We start from the raw sequence: 26,871 nt of genomic DNA on the forward strand, positions 1-26,871 counted from the left end.
AAAGTCGAGCCGGTGTGCCCCGCGAACTGCCTGGTTGCCGACAGCGATGCCGCGCGCTGGCCCGTCGACCGTGCCTCAGGACGTGCCCGACGCCCAGGCGCGTGCGACAGGCGTCGGCCGTGCACCAGGACGCGCCCGACGTCGGGGCTGCTGCGAGAGACGGCCTACAGCGGCACCGGCGCCAGCGGTGTGGCCTGCGGCGCGGTCGGCAGCGGCGCGGGCAACGGCTCGCTGTGCAGCACCGACAACCGGGACACCGCGCGGGTGAGCACCACGTACAACCGGTGCAGCCCGCGCGGCTCGGCCGCGACGATCGCAGCCGGCTCGACCACCACCACATGGTCGTACTCGAGGCCCTTGACCAGCGTCGCGGGCACCACGGTGACCCGCTGGGCGGCCGTGACGTCGTCGGCGGTCGCGCTGGCGACGCCAGCGGCGGCCAGCGCCGCGCGCAGCCCGTCGACCGCGTCGTCGGCGGCGATCACGCCGACCGATCCGTCGTGTGCGAGCGCCGCGCGCACCTCGGCCACCGTGGCGGCGGTCAGGTCGGTCACGGTACGCACGTCCAGGCCGCCGTCGTGACGTAGCGACTCCGCCGGGGGTACGTCCACCGCGAGCGCCGGCAACAGCAGGTTGGCGAAGGCGACCACCGCGGCGGGCACCCGGAAGCCGACCGTCAGCGGGACCACTGCGGCGTCCGGCTTGCCCAGGTGTCTCAGGGACTCCCGCCAGTCGGTCGCCGCCCACGGCGCGGTGCCCTGCGCGAGGTCACCGAGCAGCGTGACCGAGCCGTGCTCACTGCGGCGGGCGATGGCCCGACACTGCATCGGGGACAGGTCCTGCGCCTCGTCCACCACGACGTGCCCGAACCCGGAGGGCCGCTCCAACAGCCCGGCCGCCTCGTCGACGAGCACGGCGTCCGCGGCGGTCCAGCGGGTGGCCTTCGGGGTACGCGCCGGCTTCGCCCAGACCAGCAGCTCCTGTTCGGCGTCGTTGAGCAGCCCGTCCGCGGCGGCGGCGAGACGGGCCGGATCGGCGAACAGGCCGTGCACCAGCCCTTCCGGAGTGAGGGCCGGCCAGACCGCGTCCAGGAAGTCCACCACCGGCCGACACCGGCCCATCCGGCGCAGCCACGCGTCGCTGGGCGACTCGGCCCGCCGTGCCTCGGCCTGCCGTTGCAGCAGGCTCACCACCCGCGCCCGGACCCGCTCCCGGCCGGTGCCGTACGGCAGCCCCTCCCGTCGGGTCTCCTCGACGATCCGGTGCAGCGGTTCCAGCCCGATCCGCCACCGGAACGAGCCGTCCGAGACGGTGATCGAGTCGGTCGGCGTACCAATCTGGGCCTGCACCGCCCTGCGCAGCACGGTCGCCATCCGCGCGTCGTGCTTGAGCGCGGCGGCGGCCGGCGTCTCCACCGCCCGCACCGGTACCCGCGAGATCAGCTCCTCCACGGTGGCCTGCTCCACCTCGACCTCGCCGAGGGCAGGCAGCACCGCCGCGATGTACGACAGGAACGCCCGGTTCGGCCCCACGATCAGCACGCCCGACCGCCGCAACCGCTCCCGGTGCAGGTAGAGCAGGTACGCGGCCCGGTGCAGGCCCACGGCCGTCTTCCCCGTGCCCGGCGCCCCCTGCACACAGATCGAGTCGGCCAGGTCGGCCCGGACCAGCTCGTCCTGCTCCGGCTGGATCGTGGCGACGATGTCGCGCATCGGGCCCACGCGTGGTCGCTCGATCTCGGCCGTGAGGATCCGGCTGGCCGTACCCAGCTCCTCGCCCCGGTCCAGCCGCTCGTCCTCGAAGCTGGTCAACACTCCGCTGCTGAACCCGAACCGCCGCCGCACCGCGACACCCTGCGGGTCACGGGCGCTGGCCCGGTAGAACGAGCGGGAGACAGGCGCCCGCCAGTCCAGCACCAGCGGCTCACCAAACTCGTCGGTGACGTGCCGACGCCCCACGTGGTACCGCCGACCAGCGTGCTCGCTGCCGCTGCTGCTTCCGGCGCTGTCGCTGCCGCTGCTTCCGGCGCTGTCGCTGCCGCTGCTGCTGGCGCTGCTGCCGCTGCTGCTTCCGGCGCTGCTGCTGCCGCTGGCGCTGCTGCCGCTGGCGCTGCTGCCGCTGCCGCTGCTGCCGCTTCCGGCGCTGTCGACGTTGCTGCTGCTGGCACTGCTGGCGCTGCTGGCGCTGCTGGCGCTGCTGCCGCTGCTGCTTCCGGCGCTGCTGCTGCTTCCGGCGCTGCTGCTGCCTGGGCTGCCGACGTTGCCGGTGCGGCTGCCCGGGTTGCTGTTGGTCGGGCTGCTGGTGGCCAGCGTCAGGCCGTTCGCGGTGTCCTCGTCTGGTGCTTGTCCGCCGAATTCGAGGCGGCCGAAGAACAGCGGGGTGGTGGGGTCGTCGGCCAGTTCGGCGACCCGGCGGGCGAGGGTGCGGCCGAGTGTCTCCGCCGCGTAGGAGTCGCCGGCGACCTGGTCACCGGTGGAGAAGAGCGCTTCGGCCCGCTCCCGCATCCGGCGCAGGGCCGTGCGCGAGGTGGCCAGGTGGGCTCGTTCGGCCGCGAGATCCGTGTCGAGACCCGTGTCGAGGTCAGGTGCGGGCATGCTGACGTCCCATCGTTCACATCTGCTGCTCGCTCGCGTTTCCGGGGGCGGATGGCCGACCTCCCGGCGCGACGACGTCCGTTCCGGTGCAGCTCACCTCGGCCGTCAAGCGGGCTGCAACCCTATGCCTTCCCGCCCGCCGTTTCCACCGAATTACCGAAGCAATCACCCGGACGAGTCGGCGCGTCCTGGCGCACGAGTGGGTCAGCCGCGCGGCTGGCGGTGACACCTGAGCCATGCGGCTGCCCCGCCGCTGTGCCGCCGTGTACCTGGCTGCTCATGCGGGGAACGCCGGGCGGAGCCCCGGCGTCGGTAGCGCGTGGGGGCGCGGAGCAGCGATCTTGGGTGCGGTAGCTGCTGTGGGCGCTGAGCGGCCCTGCGGCGCAGGGTTGCGTCGCTTCGGCGTGAGGTGTGGCGTGGGCGAGATGAGGCCTTGTGCTCAGCAGCGCCGGTGATAGAGGTTGCGCCGTGGGGTGCGCGCCGCATCCAGCCAGGCGGGCGGGAGGAATTCGGGCTGGCCGTCCGGCGCGATGCGGACGATCCAGTCGCCCTGGTGCAGGACTCGGTGATGATGCCCGCAGAGCAGGACCGCGTTACCCAGTGTCGTCGTGCCGCCGTTGGCCCAGTGGCGCACATGGTGGCCGTCGCACCAACGGGGTGGCCGGTCGCAGCCGGGAAAGGCGCAGCCGCCGTCGCGGAGCACCAGCGCGCGCCGCAGCGGACCGGTGAAGAGCCGGCGTTGACGCCCGACGTCCAGGATCTGGCTGTTGCCGTTCAAAACTGCCGGCAGCACGGCAGCGTCGCAGGCGAGGCGGCGGACCGCGCCCGGCGTGAGACGTGCCCCGGTCTCCAGGGTGCCCGCGCCGACCTCGTTGACAAGCGCGTCGAGTGACATGGTGACGACCAGTTGAGGGCGGTCTCCGCCGTTGTCGGGCAGGTGGCCGGTGCGCAGTGCCAGCCGGCAGATCTCACCCAGCGCGTCGGCTCTGCGCTGGCCGGGACTGCGATCGTCGTGCTCGCCGGTTGGGGCGCAGAGCGGATCGATGGCCTCGCGCAGCAGGCTCGCGGTCTCGGTGTCGAGGTTGCCGGTGAGGCGTACCTGCCCGTCCTTCGGCTCGGAGAGGGTGACGTGCCGGCGGGCCTCGGCTCGCTCGGCGGCCCGGTCGAGGGCGGCCAACTCGGCCTGGTCGGCCAGGTCGGGCGCGACGTGCGCGAGGACACGCTCACCGAGGCGACGCAGGATGGTCGGATCGAAGCGGTCGGCCCAGGCGACCAGCAACTCGCTGGCCTTCTCCGCCACCTCCGGGCCGGCCTCGGCGGGCAGGGTTGCGATCGTCTCCGCCACCACCCGGCCCTGCTCGACGGTGAGGCTGCCGTCGCGCAGGGCAGCACGGACCGTCGGCGGTGCCGCGTCGATGGTGGCGGCGAGCTGGACCAACTGGCGGGCCGACCGCCCGGACAGCCGGAGCCGGTCCCGTAACCAGACGGCGGTCGACGAGGCGCCCTGGGCGACCGCGAGACCACGGCCGTCGAGCTCGCGCACGAGAGCGAGCTGGATGGTTGCCAGGCGTTGCGCCAGGGCATGCGACGCGTCCAACGCCGCGAGCAGTTCGTCGTCGCAGAGGGCCCACGGCGCGACATCGGCGCAGTCGTCGACGCCGCCACCCGCCTGCGCCAGCGCCCTCAACATGGATCAATTTTAGAACAGGTGTACGACATTTTCCGGCGGGATGGACCCGCTCAGCGACACCGCTTCGGGACCGCGGCTCGGCGGTAAGTGACGACGCGCGCGCAGCCGGGTGGGTCGGGTGCGGGGTTGGCCACTCCGGGCCGGCCCGCCGGGCTGGATCCCGAGGCCGGGGATACGGTCGGGTCATGGTTGAGCGCGTCGCACGCCCGCGGGTCGGGCACATCCAGTTCCTGAACTGCCTGCCGATCTACTGGGGCCTGATGCGCTCGGGCAGCCTGCTCGACGTGGACCTGCACAAGGACTCCCCGGATCGGCTGAGCGCGGCGCTGGTGGCCGGCGACCTCGACATCGGTCCGATCACGCTGATGGAGTACCTGAAGCACACCGACGAACTGCTCCTCCTGTCCGACCTGGCGGTCGGCAGCGACGGGCCGGTGCTCTCGGTCAACATGGTCTCCACCCGGCCTCTCGGCGAGCTGGACGGCGCCCGCGTGGCGCTCGGCTCGACGTCGCGGACCGGGGTGATGTTGGCGCAGTTGCTGCTCACCGAGCGGTACGGCGTCCGGCCCGAGTACTTCCGTTGCCCTCCGGATCTGACCCAGATGCTGTTGGAAGCCGACGCCGGGGTCCTGATCGGGGACGTGGCGCTGCGGGCGTACTACGAGGCGCCGTTGCGGGGTCTCACCGTGACCGACCTCGGGCAGGCGTGGCGGGATTGGAGCGGGCTGCCGATGGTTTTCGCCGTCTGGGCGGTCCGCCGCGACTTCGCAGCCGCGCACCCGGGCCTCGCCAAGGAGGTGCACGAGGCGTTCCTGCGCTCGCGGGACCTCTGCCTCTCCGAGTTGGACCAGGTCGCCGAGGCGGCGGCACGCTGGGAGGCGTTCGACGCCGCGACACTGGCCACGTACTTCCGGGCCCTGGACTTCTCGCTGGGTGAGCGGCAGGTAGCCGGGCTGCGGGAGTTCGCCCGGCGGATCGCCGCGCTCGGCGAGGTCCCGCCGCTACCGGACGGCGGCCCGGAGTTCTTCGCCGGCTGACCAGCCGGCGCGCCCGACAGACGCCGCCGCGCCGTGAAGCCGCTGTCCCCGACAGGACGCCGCCGCGCCGTGAAGCCGCTGTCCCCGACAGGACGCCGCCGCGCCGTGAAGCCGCTGTCCCCGACAGGACGCCGCCGCGCCGTGAAGCCGCTGTCCCCGACAGGACGCCGCCGCGCCGTGAAGCCGCTGTCCCCGACAGGACGCCACCGCGCCGTGAAACGGACGGAGCGCCGCTCTGATCGGACAGAGTGGCGCTCCGGCGCAGTAGGACAGCGCGTCAGGTGCCGGGGCGCAGCAGCGCCTCGGTGATCTTCTGGCAGTTCTTCATGCCGTACTCGTAGCCCATGTTGATCGGGTAGCGGACCATCACACCCATCGTCCAGGTGTCGCCGATGGCCAGGCAGTTGATGTGCATCTCCTGCTCGGCGGTCCGGTCGATCCAACCGTTCTTGATGGCGATCTGCTTCTGCTGCGCGGCCGGGAACGCCTTGCGGATACCGAAGTCCCCGGCGCCCCGGACCAGCTTCATCTCGTTGAGCAGCCACTTGGTCCACTTTGGTCCGGCGGCGGTGCCGGTGGCGATGCAGTTGCCCAGTCGTGCGGTGTCGCGGGGGGAGAGCGCGGTACGGGACCAACCCTTGTCCGGGGCGACGCTGCTGTCGGTCAGCTTGCACATGGAGAGCAACCGCCGGATCGAGGCGTCCCGGCCGACCGAGTTGTAGAACTGCTCGGCCCGCGTGTTGTCGCTGTCCCGGATGATGCGGGTGGCGTCGGCGAGCTTCGCGTCGCTCGGTGTCTGGCCGGCCTCGGCGGCGCGGCGCAGGTAGTCCGCGACGATCCAGGACTTGATCAACGAGGCGGTGGTGCTGGTCTCGCCCATGTTCTTCGAACCGATGATCTGGCCGGTGCGGCGGTCGAGGACGCTCCAGGAGTACCAGCCCTCGATGTCGAGGTCGAGGTTCCTGGCCTGGAACGGCAGCGGCTTCAGCGAAGGGCTGGGGCTCGGCGGGGCCGGCTGGCGGGCGCTGCGGTCGGTGGCCTCGTCGGTGGACCGGCCGCTGGTCGTCGCCTCGGAGTCACCCCACTTGGCGGCCGCGGTCGACTCGAACGGCGACCCGGGCAGCAGGCGCAGTGAGACCAGCACCAGCCCGATGAGGATGACCGCGACGGCGATCAGGCGCAGCGGCGAGGTCTCGCCTCCACCGCGTCGGTCGGCCCGCCGGTTCCCGGCCATCAGAGCTTCCCGACCGGCTGCTGCGGCACCTTGAGCGCGGCGCCGGGCTGCGGGGTGACCAGTTGAGTGGCGACGCTGGCGCAGACCTGCGCCCCGTAGTCCAGCCCTTGCCTGATCGGGTAGCGCAGCATCACCGCGAGACTCCACTTGCCGTTGACCGCCAGGCAGTTGACGTGCCAGTTTCCGTCGCCGTTGATCGGCGTCCAACCGTTCTTGATGCTGACCGGGCCCTGTGCGGTGATCGACTTGGGTAGGCCGTCGATGATCCCCCATCGGCCGCCACCGGAGGTGGCCCGCTGGTCCTTCTTCGCGGTGGTGCCACGGACCTTGCTCATCTGGTCCAGCACCCACTTTGTCCATTTCGGGCCGGCGGCCTTACCGTCGGCGATGCAGTCGCCGAGCCGGACAGCGTCGCGCGGGGACATCCGGGTGTAGCTCCAGTAGCCGGTGTAGGGCTCGACGTTGCCGCGCTTGGTGTCGGTCAGGCCGCAGATCTTGATCGCTCGCTGGATCACGGGGTCGGGGATGCTGCTCTTCGACGGTTTGTACGACCCGCCCGCCGCGGCGTGGACCTTGTTGGCCGCGCCGTCGTTGCTGTCGATGATGGCGAGGCTGGCTGCCTGCTTCAGCGCGGGCGGCGGCTCCCGGTCCTTGAGCTGGCGCAGGTAGTCGGAGACGATCCACGCCTTGATCATCGATTCGGTGGAGCTGGTCGCGCTCATGTTCGACGATCCGGCGATCTTGCCGGTCTTCCGGTCGAGCAGCGCCCACGAGAAGAATTCGCCCTTGAACGCCACCGACACGCGGCCCGCGGCCAGCGTGGGTGGTGGTGGCGGGGCCGGCGCGGGCGCGGCGACGCTGCTGGTGGCGGCGCCGCCACCACCGCCGCCTTCGCCGGCGTCGCTGGACAGTCGGGCGTACGCGGTGGGGACCAGCAGGACGCCACCGAGGATCACCGCCACGACGGCGAGCACCATGGTCACGCGAGATCGCATGAGTTGGGTGAGCTCCAGATGTCAGGGCCGGGGGGACCGGCTTCGTTGTCCGGGGCGACCGGTGCGTGCGCCGTGGCCGGGGGAGGTGGCCTGGATGGAGCCGGCGTGGGGGCAGCCGATCGTGTGACCGGCAGAAGTCTACGTCCGGACGGGCGGATCGCCAGAGGCCGACACCAGGCAACGTGCGAAATCGGGAGAAAATCCCATCGTTATGCGGCTTATGCGAAGTTCAACCCTCTTCTCGTGAGCCACGTCATAAACGTCGATCTCACTTTGGGTGGTGGTGATCTTCCCATCGGTGACACAACGTCACTCGGGTTTCCTGTTACACCCCCTAGTGCATTGGGGCGCAAGCTGTAACACTTGTCCTCATGTATGGCAACGACTTCTCCGCTCCCGGCGACGCACCGGACGACGCGCCCGGCGCGGGCCTGCTCGGCGAGGTCGAGGCGGCCGAGGCGGAGCTGCGCGCCGCCGCCGCTCGTGAACGTCGCGGTGGTCCGGCGCCGGACGAGGATCTGGCGGCCTACTTCGCCGAGGTGGTCGACGCCGAGCAGAAGATCGAGCCGCGCGACTGGATGCCCGACGCGTACCGCCGGACGCTGATCCGGCAGATCGCCCAGCACGCCCACTCCGAGATCATCGGCATGCAGCCCGAGGGCAACTGGATCAGTCGGGCGCCCTCGCTCAAGCGCAAGGCGATCCTCCTGGCCAAGGTGCAGGACGAGGCGGGCCACGGCCTCTACCTCTACGCCGCCGCCGAGACCCTCGGCGTCAGCCGCGACGAGCTGGTCCAGTTGCTGCTCGACGGCAGGCAGAAGTACAGCTCGATCTTCAACTACCCCACGCTGACCTGGGCCGACGTGGGCGCGATCGGCTGGCTGGTGGACGGCGCGGCAATCGTCAACCAGGTGCCGCTGTGCCGGTGCTCCTACGGGCCGTACGCCCGGGCGATGATCCGGGTCTGCAAGGAAGAGTCGTTCCACCAGCGCCAGGGGTACGAGATCCTGCACACCCTCGCCCACGGCACCCCTGCCCAGAAGGCGATGGCCCAGGACGCGGTCGACCGCTGGTGGTATCCCTCGCTGGCCATGTTCGGGCCGCCGGACGGCGACTCGACCCACTCCGCCAAGTCGATGGCCTGGAAGATCAAGCGCTTCTCGAACGACGACCTGCGCCAACGTTTCGTCGACATGTGCGTCGGGCAGGCCGAGGTCCTCGGGCTCCGCATTCCCGACGACGACCTGCGCTGGAACGAGGAGCGGCAGGCGTACGACTACAGCCAGCCGGACTACGACGAGCTGATGCGGGTGATCTCCGGTGACGGGCCGTGCAACCGCGAGCGGATGGCGCACCGCCGGGCCGCCCACGCCGACGGCGCATGGGTACGCGAGGCCGCCGCGGCGTACGCCGCGAAGCGGGCCGGGACGAGGGAGAAGGTGGCCGCGTGAGCAACGAACACTCGCCCCTGTGGGAGGTCTTCGTCCGGGCGCGGCGGGGCCTGTCGCACACCCACGTCGGCAGCCTGCACGCCCCGGACGCCGAGCTGGCCCTGCGCAACGCCCGTGACCTCTACACCCGCCGCCAGGAGGGTGTGTCGATCTGGGTGGTGCCGGCGGGCGCGATCACCGCGTCCAGCCCGGACGAGAAGGACGCCTTCTTCGACCCGGCCGCCGACAAGGTCTACCGCCACCCCACGTTCTACGAGGTGCCGGACGGGGTGGCACACCTGTGAGCGAGCGCAGCGAGCGAACCAGCCAGCCCAGCAACGGGGCGCTTCGCGCCTCCGCCGAGCGGAGCGAGGTGGTGGCGTGAACGGGCCCTTCTCGTTCACTCTCGGCCTCGGTGACGACGCCCTGGTCGCCGCGCAGCGGCTGGCCGAGTGGGCCACCCGCGCGCCCGAGATGGAAGAGGACATCGCGCTCGCCAACATCGCCCTCGACCAGCTCGGCGCTGCCCGTCTGCTGCTGTCCTACGCGGGTGAGCTGGAGGCGGCTGGTCGGGACGAGGACGCTCTCGCGTACCTGCGCGACGACCGCGAGTTCCGCAACGTGCTCCTGGTCGAGCTGCCCAACGGCGACTTCGCGGTGACCATGGCGAAGCTGTTCTTCCTGGCGGCGTACCAGGTGCCGCTTTACACCGCGCTCGCCGGTTGCGCGGACGAGCGGTTGGCCGCGATCGGCGCGAAGGCGCGCAAGGAGTCCGCGTACCACCTGGACCACGGCGCGCTGTGGGTGAAGCGGCTCGGTGACGGCACCGAGGAGTCGCACCGCCGGATGCAGGAGGCCGTGGACCACGTCTGGCCGTACACCCATGAGCTTTTCGGGGCGGACCCGGCGGCGCCGGTCGACCCGGAGGGTCTGCGGCCGGCGTTCGACGAGGTCGTCGGTCCGGTGCTGGCCGAGGCGACGCTCACCCGCCCCGAGCGCGGCTGGGCGCCGACTGGCGGGCGGGCCGGCGTGCACACCGAGCACCTGTCCTACCTGCTGGCCGAGATGCAGGTGCTGCACCGCACCCATCCGGGGGCGCAGTGGTGAGCGCGGGCGGCATCGCACAGCGGACCGGGACCGACGTCTGGGCGGCGGCGGCGAGCGTGGTGGACCCGGAGATCCGGGTGATCACGATCGACGAGCTGGGGATTCTGCGCGCGGTCGAGGAGGATCCGGTCACCGGTCGGATCGTCGTCACCATCACCCCGACGTACACCGGGTGTCCCGCCATGGACGTGATCCGGGCCGACGTGCGCCGTGCCCTGGCGGCCGCCGGTCACCCCGACGTCGACGTGCGGACGATCTACAGCCCACCGTGGAGCACCGACTGGATCTCCGACGCCGGGCGGGCCAAGCTCGTCTCCGCGGGGATCGCCCCGCCCGCCCCGGCGTCCTCCCCGGGCGTGGTGGCCCTGACCCTCGCCGTCCGCTGCCCACGCTGCGGCTCGCCGGAGACCGAACAGGTCAGCCGGTTCGGCTCGACCGCGTGCAAGGCGTTGTGGCGCTGCCGCTCCTGCTCCGAACCCTTCGACCACCTGAAGGCGCTGTGACAGTCACCATCACCCGGCCGGTCCGTCGCCGGCCGGCCTTCCACCCGCTGCCGGTCGCGGCCGTCGACCGGCTCACCGACGACTCGGTGGCGGTCACCTTCGCCGTACCCGAGGAGTTGCGGGAGACCTTCGCGTTCCGCGCGGGCCAGCACCTGACGGTGCGGCGCGTGACCGACGACGGCGAGGACGTGCGCCGCTCGTACTCCATCTGCTCCACCCCCGACGACCTGGCCCGGCGCGGCCGGCTGCGGATCGGGGTGCGGGAGGTTCCCGGCGGCGCCTTCTCGGCCTTCGCGTGCGGCGCGCTGCGCGGCGGCGACACGGTCGAGGTGCTGCCCCCGCTGGGCACCTTCACCACGGCGTTCGCGCCGGAGCGGGTCCGCCACTACGGCGCGGTCGTCGCCGGCTCCGGCATCACCCCGGTGCTCGCGCTCGTCGCGACGGCCCTGGCCGTCGAGCCGGCCAGCACCTTCACCCTGGTGTACGGCAACCGCACGGCGAACACCGTGATGTTCGCCGAGGAGTTGGCCGACCTGAAGGACCGCTTCCCGTCCCGGCTGCACCTGGTGCACGTGCTGTCCCGCGAGCAGGGCGAGTCGCCGTTGCTGTCCGGACGGATCGACGCCGAACGGCTGGAACGCCTGCTCGGCACCATCGTCCCGGGCGAGCTGATCGAGGAGTGGTTCCTCTGCGGTCCGTACGGCATGGTGGTCGACGCCCGGGGGGTGCTGGCCGCCCGCGGTCTGTCGGAGTCGGCCGTGCACACCGAGCTGTTCCACGTGGACGCGCCGCCCGAGCCGGTGGCCCGCCCGATCGAGCAGCCGGGCGTCGGAACGGACGTCACCATCGTCCTCGACGGCCGCTCGTCCAGCTTCACGATGGGCCGCGAGGAGCGGGTGCTGGACGCGGCGCTGAAGGTGCGCGGCGAACTGCCGTACGCCTGCAAGGGCGGCGTCTGCTCGACGTGCAAGGCGAAGGTCGTCGACGGGGCGGTCACGATGGCCCGCAACTACGCCCTGGAGCCGGACGAGGTGGCCGCCGGCTACGTCCTGACCTGCCAGTCCAGCCCGACCACGGACAGGCTCACGGTCGACTACGACGCCTGACGGCCGGAACGGGCGGCGCGTCGTACTGGGGCGCTCGTCACCGGCGACCCGGGGGCGCGTCGGACGTCGAGCGGCCGACGTAGGCTCGGGGTTGTGACGGTGAGCCGGGAGATCGACGACATCCTGCAGCGTGGCGCGGACGGCGGGCGGATCACGCCCGAGGAGGCCCTGCTGCTCTACACCGAGGCGCCCTTCCACGCGCTGGGCGAGGCGGCGGACGCGGTGCGCCGGCGGCGCTATCCGGACAACGTCGTCACGTACCTGATCGATCGCAACATCAACTACACGAACGTCTGTGTGACGGCGTGCAAGTTCTGCGCGTTCTACCGCGCGCCCAAGCACGCCGAGGGTTGGACGCACCCGACGGAGGAGATCCTGCGTCGCTGCGGCGAGGCGGTCGAGCTGGGCGCGACCCAGGTGATGCTCCAGGGCGGGCACCACCCGGACTACGGCGTCGAGTACTACGAGGATCTGTTCTCCTCGGTCAAGCAGGCGTATCCGCAACTGGCCATCCACTCGATCGGGCCGAGCGAGATCCTGCACATGGCCAAGGTCTCCGGCGTCAGCCTGGACGAGGCCATCGCCCGCATCAAGGCCGCCGGCCTCGATTCGATCGCCGGCGCCGGTGCGGAGATGCTGCCCGAGCGCCCGCGCAAGGCCATCGCCCCCCTCAAGGAGTCGGGTGAACGCTGGCTGGAGGTCATGGAGCTGGCACACCGGCAGGGTGTCGAGTCGACCGCGACCATGATGATGGGCACCGGCGAGACGCACGCCGAGCGGATCGAGCACCTGCGGATGATCCGCGACGTGCAGGACCGTACGGGCGGGTTCCGGTCGTTCATCCCGTGGACGTACCAGCCGGAGAACAACCACCTCAAGGGCCGTACGCAGGCGACCACCTTGGAATACCTGCGGCTGGTCGCGGTGGCCCGGCTGTTCTTCGAGACCGTGCCGCACCTGCAGGCGTCCTGGCTGACCACCGGCAAGGACGTCGGGCAGCTCGCCCTGCACATGGGGGTGGACGACCTCGGCTCGATCATGCTGGAGGAGAACGTCATCTCCTCCGCCGGCGCCCGGCACCGTTCCAACCTGCACGAGCTGATCGGCATGATCCGCTCCGCCGACCGGATCCCCGCCCAGCGCGACACCCTCTACAACCGGCTCGCGGTGCACCACACGCCGGCCGACGACCCGACCGACGAGCGGGTGGTCTCGCACTTCTCCTCGATCGCGCTGCCCGGCGGCGGCGCGGGCCGGTCGCTGCCGCTGGTGGAGGTCAACTGAGGTCGGTCGCGGTCCGGCCGTTCGGCTGAGCGGGGATCCTGCTTCCGCTGCGCCCGCTCGGCGGTACGGGTCCTCCCGGTGGGCTCGACGGCGCATAGCCCCGGCGCGGGTCTGGTGGAGATGATCGCCGACGGATAGCGTCCGGCCGTCCGTCTGAGGCGTGTCCTCCATCGGCCCATGAGGGTCGTTCACATAACGCACGGCGGTACGGGCGGGATGGGTGACCATCCCGCCCGATCCGTGTTCCGGGTCCAGGCCGGACGGTTGAAAACCGGCCGGCACGCTGGCGCGGGAGATCGACCTCGGATAACGTCCGCTCGTTCCGCAACCATTCCCTGCTTCCCTACCCCCGGGGGACTGATGACAGCGTTCCACCGCTCGGCCCTGGTTCGTGCCGGCGTCGTGGCCCTGCTCGCGGCCGGTGGCGTGGCCACCGTCGCCGCCCCGGCGCAGGCCGCCGACCAGGCCGACCTGGCCCTGGTGCCGCTCAGCTACGAGCTGGCCCAGGGTGTCAAGGCGGCCAAGGCGAAGCCGTTCAAGTTTCAGGTCGACAACACCCGGAGCACGGTCGACGTCAAGGACGTCCGGGTCACCGTGGAGACGAAGGGCCTGAAGGACCGCAAGGTCGGCGTGCTCGTCCCGGACGGGTGTGACGTCACCGGCACGACCTTCACCTGCCTGCTCGGCGACCTGGCCGGCGGCACCACGGAGGACTTCGGCATTCCGATCTTCTCGACCGGCCGTCGCGGCGACGCCGGCACGCTGGTGGTCAGCATCAGCTCGGCCACCGCCGACCCGAACCCGCGCGACAACAAGGTCCGGCACGACATCACCGTCGCCAAGCCGGGCTACGACCTGACCACCTGGGTGCAGGACGTCTACGCCGACGTGACGGTGGACGGCGACGAGGCGGGCGAGTCCGGCCTCAAGCCGGTCAAGCGGGGCGACACGGCGCCGCTGGACTGGGCGGTCTACAACGACGGCAGCAAGAAGGCGACCGGCGTGGCGTACGGGATCACGCTGCCGGCGGGCGTCACCTTCGCCGAGCTGCCGGAGGGCTGCGTCGAGCAGCCGCTGGACGGGTTCGCCAACGCCTACTGCGAGGACAGCGGCGTGGTGCTGAAGCCCGGGCAGTTCTACACGGCAGACGTGCGGGTGAAGGTCGGCGAGGACGTCACCGAGTCGGTGCTCCGGCCCGGGTTCGTCTGGGCCGCCGGTCTCGACGCCGCCCAGGGCAGCCCCGAGGAGGAGCCGCAGGACGCTTCCGGCACGCAGCGCCGGGCGTTCACCGAGACCGACGAGGTGGACAACACCGCGCAGTTCGACGTGTTCGTCGACCTCAGCGCGCAGCCCACGCCGAGCCCGACCGTCACGCCGACGCCGACCGCCACGCCGACGGCGACTCCGACGCCGGGCGGCACGACGACGCCGGGTACGTCCACGACGCCGACCACCGGCGGCGGTGGCTCCGGCGGCGGTGGGCTTCCGGTGACCGGTGTGCAGGTCGGCCTGATCGGCGGCATCGGCGCGCTGATCCTGCTCGCCGGCGGGGCGCTGCTGGTGCTCTCGCGCCGCCGCAAGGTGGTCGTGGTCGCCCCCGGCGACGAGACGTCGACCGACTGACACACGGCACGACGAGAGGGCGGGGTGGGCGACCACCCCGCCCTTTCGCGTACCGACGACGTCGCCCGGGGTACGCGGACCCAGCGGCCGAGGGCTCGCGCGGGGCTGGCAGAGTGGACGGGGTGAGCCGTTCCCCGCAGGGCCAGCGCGCCAGTCTCGACAAGCAACCGCACGAGGTTGCCGCGATGTTCGACGGCGTGGCCGAGCGTTACGACCTGACCAACACCGTGCTCGCCTTCGGGCAGGACCGCTCCTGGCGGCGGGCCACCCGCGCGGCCCTCGGTCTACGGCCGGGTGAGCGGGTGCTGGACGTGGGAGCGGGCACCGGTGTGTCGACCCGCGAACTGGCCCAGTCCGGGGCGTACGCGGTGGGTGCGGACCTGTCGTTGGGCATGCTCCAGGTCGGCAAGCGGGTCCGTCCCGAGGTGCCGTTGCTGGCCGGCGACGCGTTGCGGCTGCCGTTCGCCGACGCGAGCTTCGACGCGGTGACCATCTCCTTCGCCCTGCGGAACGTCAACGACACCGACGCGGCGCTGCGCGAGTTGGCCCGGGTCACCCGTCCGGGTGGCCGGCTGGTGGTGTGCGAGTTCAGCACCCCGGTCAATCCGGTCTTCCGGACGGTCTACCTGTCGTACCTGATGCGGTCGTTGCCGGTGGTGGCCCGCGCGGTGTCGAGCAACCCTGACGCGTACGTCTATCTGGCCGAGTCGGTGCGGGCCTGGCCGGACCAGGCGGCGCTGGCCGGGCGGGTGGCCGCGGCGGGTTGGGGTCGGGTGGCGTGGCGCAACCTGACCGGCGGCGTGGTCGCGCTGCACCGGGCCGTCCGCGAGTAGCGACCGGGAGTCCGCGCACGGTACGCGAGCAGGTCGCGCGTTTCAGGAAAATCCGACTTTAGTCCACTTTGCCCCGTACGCTCGTCGGCATGACCGGAGCAAACCCGGCGAGCCCGGTGGCCGCCACCGACGACGACGCGGCCGAACTCATCGCGCAGTTGCGCGCGCTGGCCGGCGCGGATCCGGCGGACGTCCGACAGGTGGTCGCCGAGGTGTTGGCCGCGCTCGACCGGGCGGCGGGCGGCGCGCTGCGGGAGCATCTGCCGGAGGCGATCCGGGTCGACGCCGGGCTGGACGCGCCCAGCCCGGCCTGACAGTCGGCTGCTGTGGACGGTCGACGGCTGTCACATCGGCGAGTTAGGTACCCCTGATCCTGCGCAGGTATGACGCCGGTCATACACTCGTCCCGTCTGGCTTGTGAAGCATTTCACGAGCGTGCGGGAGGAGGCGCGAATGACCGCGGTGGAACACGACGCCGATGTCATCGTCGTTGGCGCCGGTCCCGGTGGATCGGCAACTGCGTACCACCTGGCCCGGCACGGCGTACGGGTCCTGGTGTTGGAGAAGACCGAGTTCCCCCGGGAGAAGGTCTGCGGTGACGGACTGACCCCGCGTGCGGTGCGTCAGCTCATCCGGATGGGCGTGGACACCTCGCCCGAGGCCGGCTGGCTGCACAACAAGGGCCTGCGGGTGATCGGCGGCGGCGTACGCCTGGAACTGGACTGGCCGGAGCTGGCGAGCTTCCCGAACTACGGGCTGGTCCGTACCCGGCTGGACTTCGACGACCTGCTCGCCCAGCGGGCGGTGGCGGCCGGCGCGAAGCTGCGTACCCAGGTGAACGTGCTGGGTCCGGTGCTCGACGACGACGGCCGGGTGACCGGCGTGCAGGCCGAGGTGGGTCCCGGCAAGGAGCCCGCCACCTTCCACGCTCCGCTGGTCGTGGCCGCCGACGGCGTCTCCGGCCGGTTCCCGCTCGCGCTCGGACTGACCAAGCGGGAGGACCGGCCGATCGGCGTGGCCGTCCGCCGCTACTACCACTCGCCGGCCAAGCACGACGACGACTACCTCGAGTCGTGGCTGGAGCTGCGCAGCAAGGACAGCGGCGACAACCTGCTGCCCGGGTACGGCTGGATCTTCGGGCTGGGCGACGGACGGGTCAACGTCGGTCTCGGCGTGCTCAACTCGTCGTCCGCGTTCGGCAAGACCAACTACCGCCGGCTGCTCACCGACTGGCTGGCCAACACCCCCGCCGAGTGGGGCATGACCGACGAGGCCAACGCGGACGGCCCGATCCTCGGCGCCGCCCTGCCGATGGGCTTCAACCGGGTGCCGCACTACACCCGTGGCGTCCTGCTGGTCGGCGACTCCGGCGGCATGGTCAACCCGTTCAACGGCGAGGGCATCGCGTACGCCATGGAATCCGGCGAACTGGCCGCCGAGGTGGCGGTGCAGGCGCTCGCGCGTCCGGCCGGGCCGGAGCGGGAGCGGGCGCTGATGGCGTACCCGAACGAGCTGAAGGCCCGCCTCGGTGGCTACTACCGCCTCGGCGGCATCTTCGTGAAACTGATCGGCCGTCCGGAGATCATGCGGATCGCCACCAAGCACGGCATGCCCCACCCGACGCTGATGCGATTCGTCCTCAAGTTGCTGGCCAACCTGACCGACCCCCGAGGCGGGGACGCGATGGACCGGGTCATCAATGCGCTGACGAAGGCCGCGCCAGCGGTCTAGACAGGACGGCATCGGTGCTGGTCACAGCCTCGACGCCGACAAAGATCGACCCCCGCCGGCAGCCACCGCGAGGGACGTGAATAGTGTGATTTTCGTCAAGCACTGACGGCAGGGAAGGACGAGCAGGAGAAAACGATGTCGCTCTCGCCTTACGCACCGATCATCGGGCTGTTCGCCCTCGCCGCGGCGTTCTCGCTGTTCTCCGTCGGCGCCGCCCGCTTCGCCGGTCCCCGTCGTTACAACAAGGCCAAACTCGAGGCGTACGAGTGCGGCATCGAGCCCAGCCCACAGCCGGTCGGCGGTGGGCGGTTCCCGATCAAGTTCTACCTGACGGCGATGCTCTTCATCGTCTTCGACATCGAGATCATCTTCCTCTACCCCTGGGCGGTCTCGTTCGACGCTCTGCCGATCTTCGGCTTCGTGGAGATGGTCCTGTTCATCGTCGCGGTCTTCGTTGCGTACGCCTACGTGTGGCGGCGCGGCGGCCTGGACTGGGACTGAGGAAGGAACGTCAGATGGGCATCGAGGAGAAGCTCCCCGCCGGCGTCCTGCTCACCTCGGTGGAGAAGCTGGTCAACTGGTCCCGGAAGTCGTCCGTGTGGGGCGCCACCTTCGGCCTGGCCTGCTGCGCCATCGAGATGATGGCCGCCGGTGGTCCGCACTACGACATGGGCCGCTGGGGCATGGAGGTCTTCCGGGCCTCGCCCCGGCAGGCCGACCTCATGATCGTCGCGGGCCGGGTCAGCCAGAAGATGGCGCCGGTGCTGCGCCAGATCTACGACCAGATGGCCGAGCCCCGCTGGGTGCTCTCGATGGGCGTGTGCGCCAGCAGCGGCGGCATGTTCAACAACTACGCCATCGTGCAGGGCGTCGACCACGTCGTACCCGTCGACATGTACCTGCCCGGCTGCCCGCCCCGGCCGGAGATGCTCATCGACGCGATCCTCAAGCTCCGCGAGAAGATCATGTACGAGCCGCTGGGCCCGAACGGCCGCAAGATGCTGGCGGCCCGCCAGGAGCGCGGCGACGTCCCGGTCGTGCCGTACGGCTCGATGCCGTCCTCCTACCGCAACGACAAGGCCCGGCGTGCCGAGTGGACCCAGGCGGTCCGCGAGGGGCGCGAGGAGCAGTTGCGGATCGAGAACTGGATGAACGCCCAGAATCATCTCCACCCGCAGGCAGGCCCGAAATGACGTCTCCCACGGACAAGACCAACGACGGCGGGGTGCCGGTGCCGGTGACGCCGCCCGGCGCCAGCGCGACCGCCCCGGCCGAGTACCCGCCCGCCAGCCCGGCGGGTCGCGGGATGTTCGGCAACCAGGGCACGGGCGACGTGTCCGGCTACGGCGGCCTGGTCCGTCCGCGCCAGCCGATCGAGGAGGCCGCCCGGCCGTACGGCGGGTACTTCGACGAGGTCCGCGACGCGCTGGAGGAGGCTTACCCGGCCTTCGGCGACGCCATCGAGAAGGTGGTCGTCGACCGGGGCGAGTTGACGCTGCACATCCGCCCCGAGCGGATCGCCGAGGTCTGCCAGGTGCTGCGCGACGACCTCGCGCTGCGGTTCGAGCTGTGCTCCTCGGTGTCCGGGGTGGACTACCTCGGCGCGGACGAGCGCCGGCTGCACGTCGTCTACCAGCTCACCTCGATGACCTACCGCCGCCGGCTCCGGCTGGAGGCCGCGGTCCCGTCCGACTCTCCGCACCTGCCCAGCGTCACCGCCGTCTACCCGACGGCCGACTGGCAGGAGCGGGAGGCGTACGACATGTTCGGCATCGTCTTCGACGGCCACCCCAACCTCACCCGGATCCTCATGCCGGACGACTGGGAGGGCCACCCGCAGCGCAAGGACTACCCGCTCGGTGGCGTGCCCGTCGAGTACAAGGGCGCGGAAATTCCACCGCCGGACCGTAGGAGGTCCTACCAGTGACCACGTCGAACTACGCGACCGAACGCGAGACCACCGAGGGCCGGGTCTTCACCGTCACGGGTGGAGACTGGGACACGGTCGTGTCGGGCACCGACCCGATCAACGACGAGCGCATCGTGGTCAACATGGGTCCGCAGCACCCGTCAACCCACGGCGTGCTGCGACTGATCCTCGAACTGGAGGGCGAGACGGTCCGCGAGGCCCGCTCGGTCGTCGGCTACCTGCACACGGGCATCGAGAAGAACCTCGAGTACCGCAACTGGGTCCAGGGTTCGACGTTCGTGACGCGGATGGACTACCTCTCCCCGATCTTCAACGAGACGGCGTACGCCCTCGCGGTGGAGAAGCTGCTCGGCATCACCGACGACGTCACCGAGCGCGCCACCACCATCCGCGTGCTGATGATGGAGCTCAACCGGATCTCGTCGCACCTGGTCTGGCTGGCCACCACCGGCATGGAGCTGGGTGCCATCTCGATCATGCTGTACGGCTTCCGCGAGCGGGAGTACATCCTCGACATCTTCGAGACCATCACCGGCCTGCGGATGAACCACGCGTACGTCCGGCCGGGCGGTGTGGCGCAGGACGTGCCGGACGACGCGATCCGCAAGATCCGCGAGTTCCTGAAGATGATGCCGAAGAAGCTCAAGGAGTACGAGGACCTGCTCTCCGGCCAGCCCATCTGGACCGAGCGGACCAAGGGCGTGGCGGTGCTGGACGTGACCGGCTGCGTGGCGCTGGGCGTCACGGGTCCGGTGCTGCGGTCGGCCGGGCTCGCCTGGGACCTGCGCAAGACCATGCCGTACTGCGGCTACGAGACGTACGAGTTCGACGTGCCGACCCACCCGGACGGCGACGTCTGGGGCCGCTACCAGGTCCGGCTCGCCGAGATCCGTGAGTCGATGAAGCTGGTCGAGCAGGCGTTGGACCGACTGCGGCCGGGCCCGGTGATGGTCGCCGACCGCAAGATCGCGTGGCCCGCGCAGCTCGCCATCGGCGTCGACGGCATGGGCAACTCGCTGGAGCACGTCGCGAAGATCATGGGTCAGTCGATGGAGTCGCTGATCCACCACTTCAAGCTGGTCACCGAGGGCTTCCGGGTCCCGCCGGGCCAGGTGTACGTCGGCATCGAGTCGCCGCGCGGCGAGCTGGGCGTGCACGCCGTCTCCGACGGTGGCACCCGGCCGTACCGGGTGCACTACCGGGAGCCGAGCTTCGTCAACCTCCAGGCCCTCCCGGCGATGGCCGAGGGTGGCCTGATCGCCGACGTGATCGCCGGCGGCGCCTCGCTGGATCCCGTGATGGGTGGGTGTGACAGGTGAGCGCGAGGAGTGAGCTTGCGAGCCCCGCAGTCGCGAACGGAAGGCGACGCTGATGAGCGTTTTCACTGAGCAGACCCGCGAGCGGGCCCGCGAGATCATCGCCCGCTACCCGGCGGACCGGTCCCGCTCGGCCCTGCTGCCGCTGCTGCACCTGGTCCAGGCCGAGGAGGGGTACGTCTCTCCGGCCGGCGTGACGTTCTGCGCCGAGGTGCTCGGGCTGAACAAGGCCCAGGTCGGCGCGGTCGCCACCTTCTACACCATGTACAAGCGCAAGCCCACCGGCGACTTCCTGGTCAGCGTCTGCACCAACACGATGTGCAACGTGCTGGGCGGCCAGGAGGTCTACGACACGCTCTCCGAGCACCTGGGTGTCGGGCACGACGAGACGACCGCCGACGGCACGATCACGCTGGAGCACGCCGAGTGCCTGGCCGCCTGTGACTACGGCCCGGTGATGACCGTCAACTACGACTTCTTCGACGGCGTGGACCCGTCCACCGCCGTCGGGGTGGTCGACGAGCTGCGCGCGGGCGGCCGGCCGATGCCGACGCGTGGCGCGCGGCTGTGCACGCTGAAGGAGATGGCCGTGCAGCTCGCCGGTTTCGCCGACGAGCGCGACGGCGCGGTCGCCGACGGCGGACCGGGCGAGCCGACCCTGCGGGGTCTGCGGTTGGCGCAGGAGCACGGCGTCTCGGTGCCGGGCTTCGACCCGAACACCCCGATCCGCAGCAAGGCCGAGGCCGACAAGGCAGCCGCCGAGGCGAAGGCGAAGGCGGAAGCCGCCAAGCCGGCGCCCGTCGAGGCCACGACCGCGCCGGTCAAGGGCGGCGACGGCGCGGCCACCCCGACCGCGGCCCCCGCCACTGAAGTCACCAGCGGCGATGGCGCGGCCACCCCCACGGGTACGCCCGGCAACGCCGAGCGGGTCGCACCGGAGGCGGCCACCGGCAGCACCGCACCGGACGTGAAGGCGCCGGACGACAAGTCGCCGCAGGTGCGTACCGCCGAGACCCGGCAGCCCGACGCCCAGGCGGCGGTGCCGGACGCGCCCGGCACGAAGGCGCCGGCCCAGACGTCGCCGCCGGCCTCGCGCGACGCGCAGGCGGCCCAGGCCGCCGGCGCGGCGGCCAACGCCCCGGCCGGCGACGGCAAGCCCGCCGGTGACTCCACCGGCGCGCAGGAGCGCAACCTCACCGAAGCGTCGGCGGACGCGGATGGCACGGACCCCGCCGCCGCGAGCGAAACGGGGGCCCACAAGTGACCACTCCCCGCCCGGAGACGCTGGCCAAGCTGACGCCGGTGCTGACCAAGCGCTGGTTGTCCCCGGACGCCTGGCGGATCGGCACCTACGAGCAGCTCGACGGCTACGCCGCGCTGCGCAAGGCCCTCAAGGCCCACCCGGACGACCTGATCCAACTGATCAAGGACTCCGGGCTGCGCGGCCGTGGCGGCGCCGGCTTCCCCACCGGTCTCAAGTGGGGCTTCATCCCGCAGGGCGACGGCAAGCCGCACTACCTGGTGGTCAACGCCGACGAGGGCGAGCCGGGCACCTGCAAGGACCTGCCGCTGATGACCCACGACCCGCACGCGCTGGTCGAGGGCGTCATCATCGCGTCGTACGCGATCCGGGCCAGCCGCGCCTACATCTACATCCGGGGTGAGGCCGTGCATGCCGCCCGGCGGCTGCGCAACGCCGTCCAGGAGGCGTACGACAAGGGCTACCTGGGCCGCAACATCCTGCGCAGCGGCTTCGACCTGGAGCTGGTGGTGCACTCCGGCGCCGGGGCGTACATCTGCGGCGAGGAGACGGCGCTGCTCGACTCGCTGGAGGGGTTCCGGGGGCAGCCCCGGCTGCGCCCGCCGTTCCCGGCCACCCACGGCCTGTACGCCAGCCCGACGGTGGTGAACAACGTCGGCACCATCGCCAGCGTCCCGCCGATCGTGCTCGGTGGGGCCGACTGGTGGAAGACGATGGGCACCGAGAAGTCCTCCGGGCCGATGATCTACTCGCTCTCCGGGCGGGTCGCCAACCCGGGCCAGTACGAGTGCTCGATGGGCGTCACGCTGCGGGAGCTGCTGGAACTGGCCGGCGGCATGCAGCCCGGTCACAACCTGCGGTTCTGGACCCCGGGTGGGTCGTCGACCCCGCTGCTCGCGGCCGAGCACCTGGACGTGCCGCTGGACTTCGAGGGTGTGGCGGCGGCCGGCTCGATCCTGGGCACCACGGCCACGCAGATCTTCTCCGACCAGGACTGCCCGGTCTACGCGACGTACCGGTGGCTGGAGTTCTACCACCACGAGTCGTGCGGCAAGTGCACCCCGTGCCGGGAGGGCAACTACTGGATGGTCCGGGTCTACCGGCGGATCCTCGCAGGTCAAGGCACCCACGAGGACCTGGACACCCTGCTGGACACCTGCGACAACATCCTCGGCCGCTCGTTCTGCGGTCTGGGCGACGGCGCGACCAGCTCGGTGACCTCGTCCCTGAAGTACTTCAAGCAGGACTACCTCGACTACATCGAGGGTCGTAAAGCTCCCATGCTGTCGGAGAAGACCCTGGTAGGGGCGCACTGATGACCGACGTAGCCAAGCAGACCGAGACCGTCACCCTCACCATCGACGGCGTCGAGGTCACCGCCCCGAAGGGGGCGCTACTGATCCGGGTCGCCGAACAGATGGGGACCGAGATCCCCCGGTTCTGCGACCACCCGCTGCTGGCCCCGGCCGGCGCGTGCCGGCAGTGCCTGGTCGAGGTGGAGGGCCAGCGCAAGCCGGTCGCCTCCTGCACCCAGACCGTCGCCGACGGCATGGTCGTCCGGACCCAGCTCACCTCTCCGGTCGCGCAGAAGGCGCAGGAGGGGGTGATGGAGCTGCTGCTCCTCAACCACCCGCTGGACTGCCCGATGTGCGACAAGGGCGGTGAGTGCCCGCTCCAGAACCAGGCGATGTCCACCGGCCGGACCGACTCGCGCTTCCACGAGCACAAGCGCGAGTACGAGAAGCCGATGGCGATCAGCAGCCAGGTGCTGCTGGACCGCGAGCGCTGCGTGCTCTGCCAGCGCTGCACCCGCTTCTCCGAGGAGATCGCCGGCGACAAGTTCATCGACCTGATGGGCCGGTCGTCCGCCGAGGAAATCAACATCTACCGGGACGACGCGTATGGGGCTGAGGTCGACGCCGGCAGCGCTGACGGCACCGGCGCCGGCGATGTGCCGTTCAACTCCTACTTCTCCGGCAACACCGTGCAGATCTGCCCGGTGGGGGCGCTGACCGGCGCGCAGTACCGGTTCCGGGCCCGCCCGTTCGACCTGGTGTCCAGCCCGAGCGTCTGCGAGCACTGCTCGGCCGGCTGCGGGCAGCGCACCGACTGGCGGCGCGGCAAGGTGCTGCGCCGGCTCGCCGGTGACGAGCCCGCCGTGAACGAGGAGTGGAACTGCGACAAGGGTCGGTGGGGCTTCCAGTACACCCGCGCCGCCGACCGCCTGACCAACCCGCTGGTCCGCGACGAGCGCACCGGTGAGCTGCGCGAGGCGTCCTGGAGTGAGGCGCTGACCCGGGCCGCCGAGGGACTGCACGCGGCCCGCGAGGGCGGCCAGGGCACTGCGGTGCTCACCGGCGGTCGGCTGACCGTCGAGGACGCCTACGCGTACGCGAAGTTCGCCCGGGTCGCGCTGAACACCAACGACATCGACTTCCGGGCCCGACCGGTCTCCCGCGAGGAGGCCGACTTCCTGGCCAGCTCGGTCGCCGGGGTCACCGACGTCACCTACACCGACGTGGAGAACGCGCCGGCCGTGGTGCTGGTGGGCCTCGAGCCGGAGGAGGAGTGCCCGATCCTCTTCCTGCGGCTGCGCAAGGCGTACCTCAAGAAGACCCTGACGGTGTACGCGCTGGCCCCGTTCGCCACGCGCGGCCTGGAGAAGCTCGGCGCCAAGCTGGCCCGGGTCGTGCCGGGCGAGGAGGCGAGCGTGCTCGCCGAGCACGCCACGGTCACCGAGGCGCTCAGCGCGCCCGGCGCGATCCTCATCGTCGGCGAGCGGCTGGCCACCGTGCCGGGCGGGCTCTCCGCGGCGGCGGACGTGGCCCGGCGTACCGGCGCGAAGTTGGCCTGGGTGCCGCGGCGCGCGGGTGACCGCGGCGCGGTCGACGCGGGCTGCCTGCCCAACCTGCTCCCCGGTGGTCGGCTGGTCAACGAGCCGGCCGCACGGGCCGAGCTGGGCGAGGCGTGGGACATCCCGGCCGGGGTGATCCCCAGCCAGGCCGGTCGGGACACCGACGGCATCCTGGCGGCGGCGGCCAACGGACAGCTCGGCGCGCTGGTGGTCGGCGGCGTCGACCCGGCCGACCTGGCCGACCCGCGACTGGCCGAGGCCGCGCTGGACGCCGTGCCGTTCCTGGTCAGCCTGGAACTGCGTGCCAGCGCGGTGACCCGGCGGGCCGACGTGGTGCTGCCGGTCGCGCCGGTGGTCGAGAAGGCCGGCAGCTTCCTCGACTGGGAGGGCCGGCTGCGTCCGTTCGAGGCGGTGCTGAACACGGCCGCGATGACCGACGGGCGGGTGCTCGACGCCCTGGCCGCGCTCCTCGACGTCCGCCTCGGCACCGCAGACGTCCCGAGTGTCCGCCGCGAGCTGGGCTCGCTGCCGGCCACGCGGACGACCCGGCCCTCCGCGCCGTCGGTGTCGCCGGGCACGGTCCCGCACCCGGGCGCCGGGGAGGCCGTGCTGGCCACCTGGCACCAGCTCGTCGACAACGGCACCCTGACCGAGGGCGACGAGAACCTCGCCGGCACCGCGCGTCCGCCGGTGGTCCGGCTGGGCAAGGGCACCGCCGAGGCGCTCGGTGTCGCCGACGGTGACGCCGTCACGGTCGGCACCGACCGGGGCGCGCTGACCCTGCCGGCGGAGATCACCGAGATGCCGGACGGCGTGGTCTGGCTGCCGACGAACTCACCCGGTTCGACCGTGCGACGCAGCCTCGGGGCGGCGTCCGGCACGGTCGTCCGGATCTCCGTCCCCGCACCGGGCGTGGCCGTTCCGGCCGGGCGGGTGGCGGCCGACGAGGCCGGTCTGCCGGGTCCGCTCCTCAACACTGGGGGTAACCAGTGAACTCAATCGTCCTGGCTCAGGACCCGACGCTTGCCGACTTCGGTCGGGATCCGTGGTGGCTGGTTCTCGGCAAGATTGTCTTCGCCTTCGCGTTCGGTCTGCTGGCCACCCTGCTCGGCGTCTGGTTCGAACGCCGCGTGGTCGGTTACATGCAGGTGCGGCCCGGCCCCAACCAGGTCGGCCCGCTCGGCCTGCTGCAGACCCTCGCCGACGGCCTGAAGATGGCCTTCAAGGAGGACATCCTCCCGAAGGCGGCCGACAAGGTCGTCTACTTCTTCGCACCGACGATCTCGGTGATCTGCGCGGTCACCGCGCTGTCGGTGGTGCCGTTCGGTCCGATGGTGAGCATCTTCGGCCACCACACGCCGTTGCAGGTCACCGACGTGCCGGTGGCCGTGCTCCTGCTGCTGGCCTGCTCGTCGATGGGCGTCTACGGCATCGTGCTGGGCGGCTGGGCCTCCGGCTCGACGTACCCGCTGCTCGGTGGTCTCCGGTCGAGCGCCCAGATGATCTCGTACGAGGTCGCGATGGGTCTGAGCATCGTGGCGGTCTTCATGACCGCCGGCACGATGAGCACCAGCGGGATCGTCGCCGCACAGGGGGACGCCACCCGGCTGACCATCTTCGGCACCGAGATCCCGGCTCCGGGCTGGTACGCGATCCTGCTGCTGCCCAGCTTCGTCATCTTCTTCATCGCCACCGTCGGCGAGACCAACCGGGCGCCGTTCGACCTGCCCGAGGCCGAGTCCGAGCTGGTCGCCGGCTTCATGACCGAGTACAGCTCGCTGAAGTTCGCGCTCTTCATGCTCAGCGAGTACGTCGCGATGGTGACCATGTCCGCGGTCACCACCACGCTGTTCCTCGGCGGCTGGCGGGCACCGTGGCCGATCACGCTGTGGGAGGGCGCCAACTCCGGTTGGTGGCCGATGCTCTGGTTCTTCGGCAAGGTGATCGCGCTGGTCTTCGTCTTCGTGTGGCTGCGCGGCACGCTGCCCCGGCTGCGCTACGACCAGTTCATGCGCTTCGGCTGGAAGGTTCTGCTGCCGATCAACCTGGTCTGGATCCTGGTCCTGTCGGGCCTGCGGTCCATCGAGGGTTGGGACTGGAAGGGCAAGGCGATCGCGGTCGGCATCCCGGCCGGCATCGCGCTGATCGCCACGCTCTTCTGGCCGAGCCGCAAGCCGCAGCCGAAGCCGACGACGCAGGAGCAGGTCGACAGCCGGCCGTACGGGAGCTTCCCGCTGCCGCCGATGGATCTACAGGTACCACCGAGCCCGCGTATCACGCGCGTGGTCGCCGAGCGGGAGCCGGCCAACATCGTCGCCGGCTCGGACTCCAGGGAGGTGTGAC

At 71.3% G+C, this 26,871-nt stretch carries 23 protein-coding genes; 19 read left to right on the forward strand and 4 right to left on the reverse strand.

Annotated features, from left to right (window positions below; translation table 11 throughout):
- Nucleotides 1–164: 164 nt before the first annotated feature.
- Both ACTFTM_RS02750 and ACTFTM_RS02755 read right to left on the reverse strand, forming a co-directional pair.
- The gene (locus tag ACTFTM_RS02750; RefSeq protein WP_449566520.1) at nucleotides 165–2,504 is read right to left on the reverse strand and encodes a HelD family protein; all 2,340 of its coding nucleotides are present in this window, start codon (nucleotides 2,502–2,504) and stop codon (nucleotides 165–167) included.
- A gap of 529 nt (nucleotides 2,505–3,033) precedes the next feature.
- A complete protein-coding gene (locus tag ACTFTM_RS02755; RefSeq protein WP_449564300.1) occupies nucleotides 3,034–4,284 on the reverse strand; it encodes a DUF222 domain-containing protein in 1,251 nt (416 codons plus the stop codon).
- Between the two features lie 185 nt (nucleotides 4,285–4,469).
- Between ACTFTM_RS02755 and ACTFTM_RS02760 the strand changes: the two genes are divergently transcribed.
- Nucleotides 4,470–5,321, forward strand: a complete 852-nt coding sequence (locus ACTFTM_RS02760) for a menaquinone biosynthetic enzyme MqnA/MqnD family protein (RefSeq protein ID WP_449564301.1) — start codon at nucleotides 4,470–4,472, stop codon at nucleotides 5,319–5,321.
- A 277-nt stretch (nucleotides 5,322–5,598) separates the two neighbouring features.
- Here the strand turns inward: ACTFTM_RS02760 and ACTFTM_RS02765 are convergent, their stop codons facing one another.
- Both ACTFTM_RS02765 and ACTFTM_RS02770 read right to left on the reverse strand, forming a co-directional pair.
- A complete protein-coding gene (locus ACTFTM_RS02765; protein ID WP_449564302.1) occupies nucleotides 5,599–6,555 on the reverse strand; it encodes a hypothetical protein in 957 nt (318 codons plus the stop codon).
- Nucleotides 6,555–7,550, reverse strand: a complete 996-nt coding sequence (locus ACTFTM_RS02770; protein ID WP_449564303.1) for a hypothetical protein — start codon at nucleotides 7,548–7,550, stop codon at nucleotides 6,555–6,557. The genes ACTFTM_RS02765 and ACTFTM_RS02770 overlap by 1 nt, the downstream gene beginning before the upstream one ends.
- Nucleotides 7,551–7,921: 371 nt before the next feature.
- Here ACTFTM_RS02770 and paaA point away from each other — a divergent pair, with 371 nt between their 5' ends.
- The 18 genes from paaA (at nucleotide 7,922) to nuoH (ending at nucleotide 26,870) form a co-directional block, all read left to right on the forward strand.
- Nucleotides 7,922–9,001 (forward strand): 1,2-phenylacetyl-CoA epoxidase subunit PaaA, encoded by a 1,080-nt coding sequence (paaA, locus tag ACTFTM_RS02775; protein WP_449564304.1) that lies wholly within the window; start codon nucleotides 7,922–7,924, stop codon nucleotides 8,999–9,001.
- Nucleotides 8,998–9,285 (forward strand): 1,2-phenylacetyl-CoA epoxidase subunit PaaB, encoded by a 288-nt coding sequence (gene paaB / locus ACTFTM_RS02780; RefSeq protein ID WP_266248073.1) that lies wholly within the window; start codon nucleotides 8,998–9,000, stop codon nucleotides 9,283–9,285. The genes paaA and paaB overlap by 4 nt, the downstream gene beginning before the upstream one ends.
- Nucleotides 9,286–9,361: 76 nt before the next feature.
- Nucleotides 9,362–10,087: a 1,2-phenylacetyl-CoA epoxidase subunit PaaC gene (paaC, locus tag ACTFTM_RS02785; protein ID WP_449564305.1), complete on the forward strand. Its 726-nt coding sequence runs from the start codon at nucleotides 9,362–9,364 to the stop codon at nucleotides 10,085–10,087.
- Nucleotides 10,084–10,590, forward strand: a complete 507-nt coding sequence (paaD, locus tag ACTFTM_RS02790) for a 1,2-phenylacetyl-CoA epoxidase subunit PaaD (RefSeq protein WP_449564306.1) — start codon at nucleotides 10,084–10,086, stop codon at nucleotides 10,588–10,590. The genes paaC and paaD overlap by 4 nt, the downstream gene beginning before the upstream one ends.
- Nucleotides 10,587–11,696 (forward strand): 1,2-phenylacetyl-CoA epoxidase subunit PaaE, encoded by a 1,110-nt coding sequence (gene paaE, locus ACTFTM_RS02795; RefSeq protein WP_449564307.1) that lies wholly within the window; start codon nucleotides 10,587–10,589, stop codon nucleotides 11,694–11,696. The genes paaD and paaE overlap by 4 nt, the downstream gene beginning before the upstream one ends.
- A 93-nt stretch (nucleotides 11,697–11,789) precedes the next feature.
- Complete coding sequence (gene mqnC / locus ACTFTM_RS02800; protein WP_449564308.1) at nucleotides 11,790–12,980, forward strand: cyclic dehypoxanthinyl futalosine synthase; 1,191 nt, start codon at nucleotides 11,790–11,792, stop codon at nucleotides 12,978–12,980.
- A 360-nt stretch (nucleotides 12,981–13,340) separates the two neighbouring features.
- A complete protein-coding gene (locus ACTFTM_RS02805; protein ID WP_449564309.1) occupies nucleotides 13,341–14,603 on the forward strand; it encodes a cell wall anchor protein in 1,263 nt (420 codons plus the stop codon).
- Between the two features lie 122 nt (nucleotides 14,604–14,725).
- Nucleotides 14,726–15,436, forward strand: a complete 711-nt coding sequence (locus ACTFTM_RS02810) for a demethylmenaquinone methyltransferase (protein ID WP_449564310.1) — start codon at nucleotides 14,726–14,728, stop codon at nucleotides 15,434–15,436.
- An 89-nt stretch (nucleotides 15,437–15,525) separates the two neighbouring features.
- The gene (locus tag ACTFTM_RS02815; protein WP_449564311.1) at nucleotides 15,526–15,750 is read left to right on the forward strand and encodes a hypothetical protein; all 225 of its coding nucleotides are present in this window, start codon (nucleotides 15,526–15,528) and stop codon (nucleotides 15,748–15,750) included.
- Nucleotides 15,751–15,889: 139 nt separating this feature from the next.
- Nucleotides 15,890–17,167, forward strand: a complete 1,278-nt coding sequence (locus tag ACTFTM_RS02820; protein ID WP_449564312.1) for a geranylgeranyl reductase family protein — start codon at nucleotides 15,890–15,892, stop codon at nucleotides 17,165–17,167.
- Nucleotides 17,168–17,302: 135 nt separating this feature from the next.
- Nucleotides 17,303–17,668: an NADH-quinone oxidoreductase subunit A gene (locus ACTFTM_RS02825; protein ID WP_007454588.1), complete on the forward strand. Its 366-nt coding sequence runs from the start codon at nucleotides 17,303–17,305 to the stop codon at nucleotides 17,666–17,668.
- A gap of 14 nt (nucleotides 17,669–17,682) precedes the next feature.
- Nucleotides 17,683–18,360: a NuoB/complex I 20 kDa subunit family protein gene (locus tag ACTFTM_RS02830; RefSeq protein WP_007454590.1), complete on the forward strand. Its 678-nt coding sequence runs from the start codon at nucleotides 17,683–17,685 to the stop codon at nucleotides 18,358–18,360.
- A complete protein-coding gene (locus ACTFTM_RS02835; protein WP_449564313.1) occupies nucleotides 18,357–19,094 on the forward strand; it encodes an NADH-quinone oxidoreductase subunit C in 738 nt (245 codons plus the stop codon). The genes ACTFTM_RS02830 and ACTFTM_RS02835 overlap by 4 nt, the downstream gene beginning before the upstream one ends.
- A complete protein-coding gene (locus ACTFTM_RS02840; protein WP_421474112.1) occupies nucleotides 19,091–20,416 on the forward strand; it encodes an NADH-quinone oxidoreductase subunit D in 1,326 nt (441 codons plus the stop codon). The genes ACTFTM_RS02835 and ACTFTM_RS02840 overlap by 4 nt, the downstream gene beginning before the upstream one ends.
- Nucleotides 20,417–20,468: 52 nt before the next feature.
- Nucleotides 20,469–21,677, forward strand: coding sequence for an NADH-quinone oxidoreductase subunit NuoE (gene nuoE, locus ACTFTM_RS02845; protein ID WP_449564314.1), 1,209 nt, complete (start codon nucleotides 20,469–20,471; stop codon nucleotides 21,675–21,677).
- Complete coding sequence (gene nuoF / locus ACTFTM_RS02850) at nucleotides 21,674–22,990, forward strand: NADH-quinone oxidoreductase subunit NuoF (RefSeq protein ID WP_449564315.1); 1,317 nt, start codon at nucleotides 21,674–21,676, stop codon at nucleotides 22,988–22,990. Before nuoE ends, nuoF begins: the two co-directional genes overlap by 4 nt.
- A complete protein-coding gene (locus tag ACTFTM_RS02855) occupies nucleotides 22,990–25,521 on the forward strand; it encodes an NADH-quinone oxidoreductase subunit G (RefSeq protein ID WP_449564316.1) in 2,532 nt (843 codons plus the stop codon). The genes nuoF and ACTFTM_RS02855 overlap by 1 nt, the downstream gene beginning before the upstream one ends.
- Nucleotides 25,518–26,870 carry an NADH-quinone oxidoreductase subunit NuoH gene (gene nuoH, locus ACTFTM_RS02860; RefSeq protein ID WP_449564317.1) on the forward strand — a complete coding sequence of 451 codons (1,353 nt, stop codon included), beginning with the start codon at nucleotides 25,518–25,520 and terminating at the stop codon, nucleotides 26,868–26,870. Before ACTFTM_RS02855 ends, nuoH begins: the two co-directional genes overlap by 4 nt.
- The last annotated feature ends 1 nt before the right edge of the window (nucleotide 26,871 follow it).

The organism is Micromonospora sp. RB23, assembly GCF_053585025.1.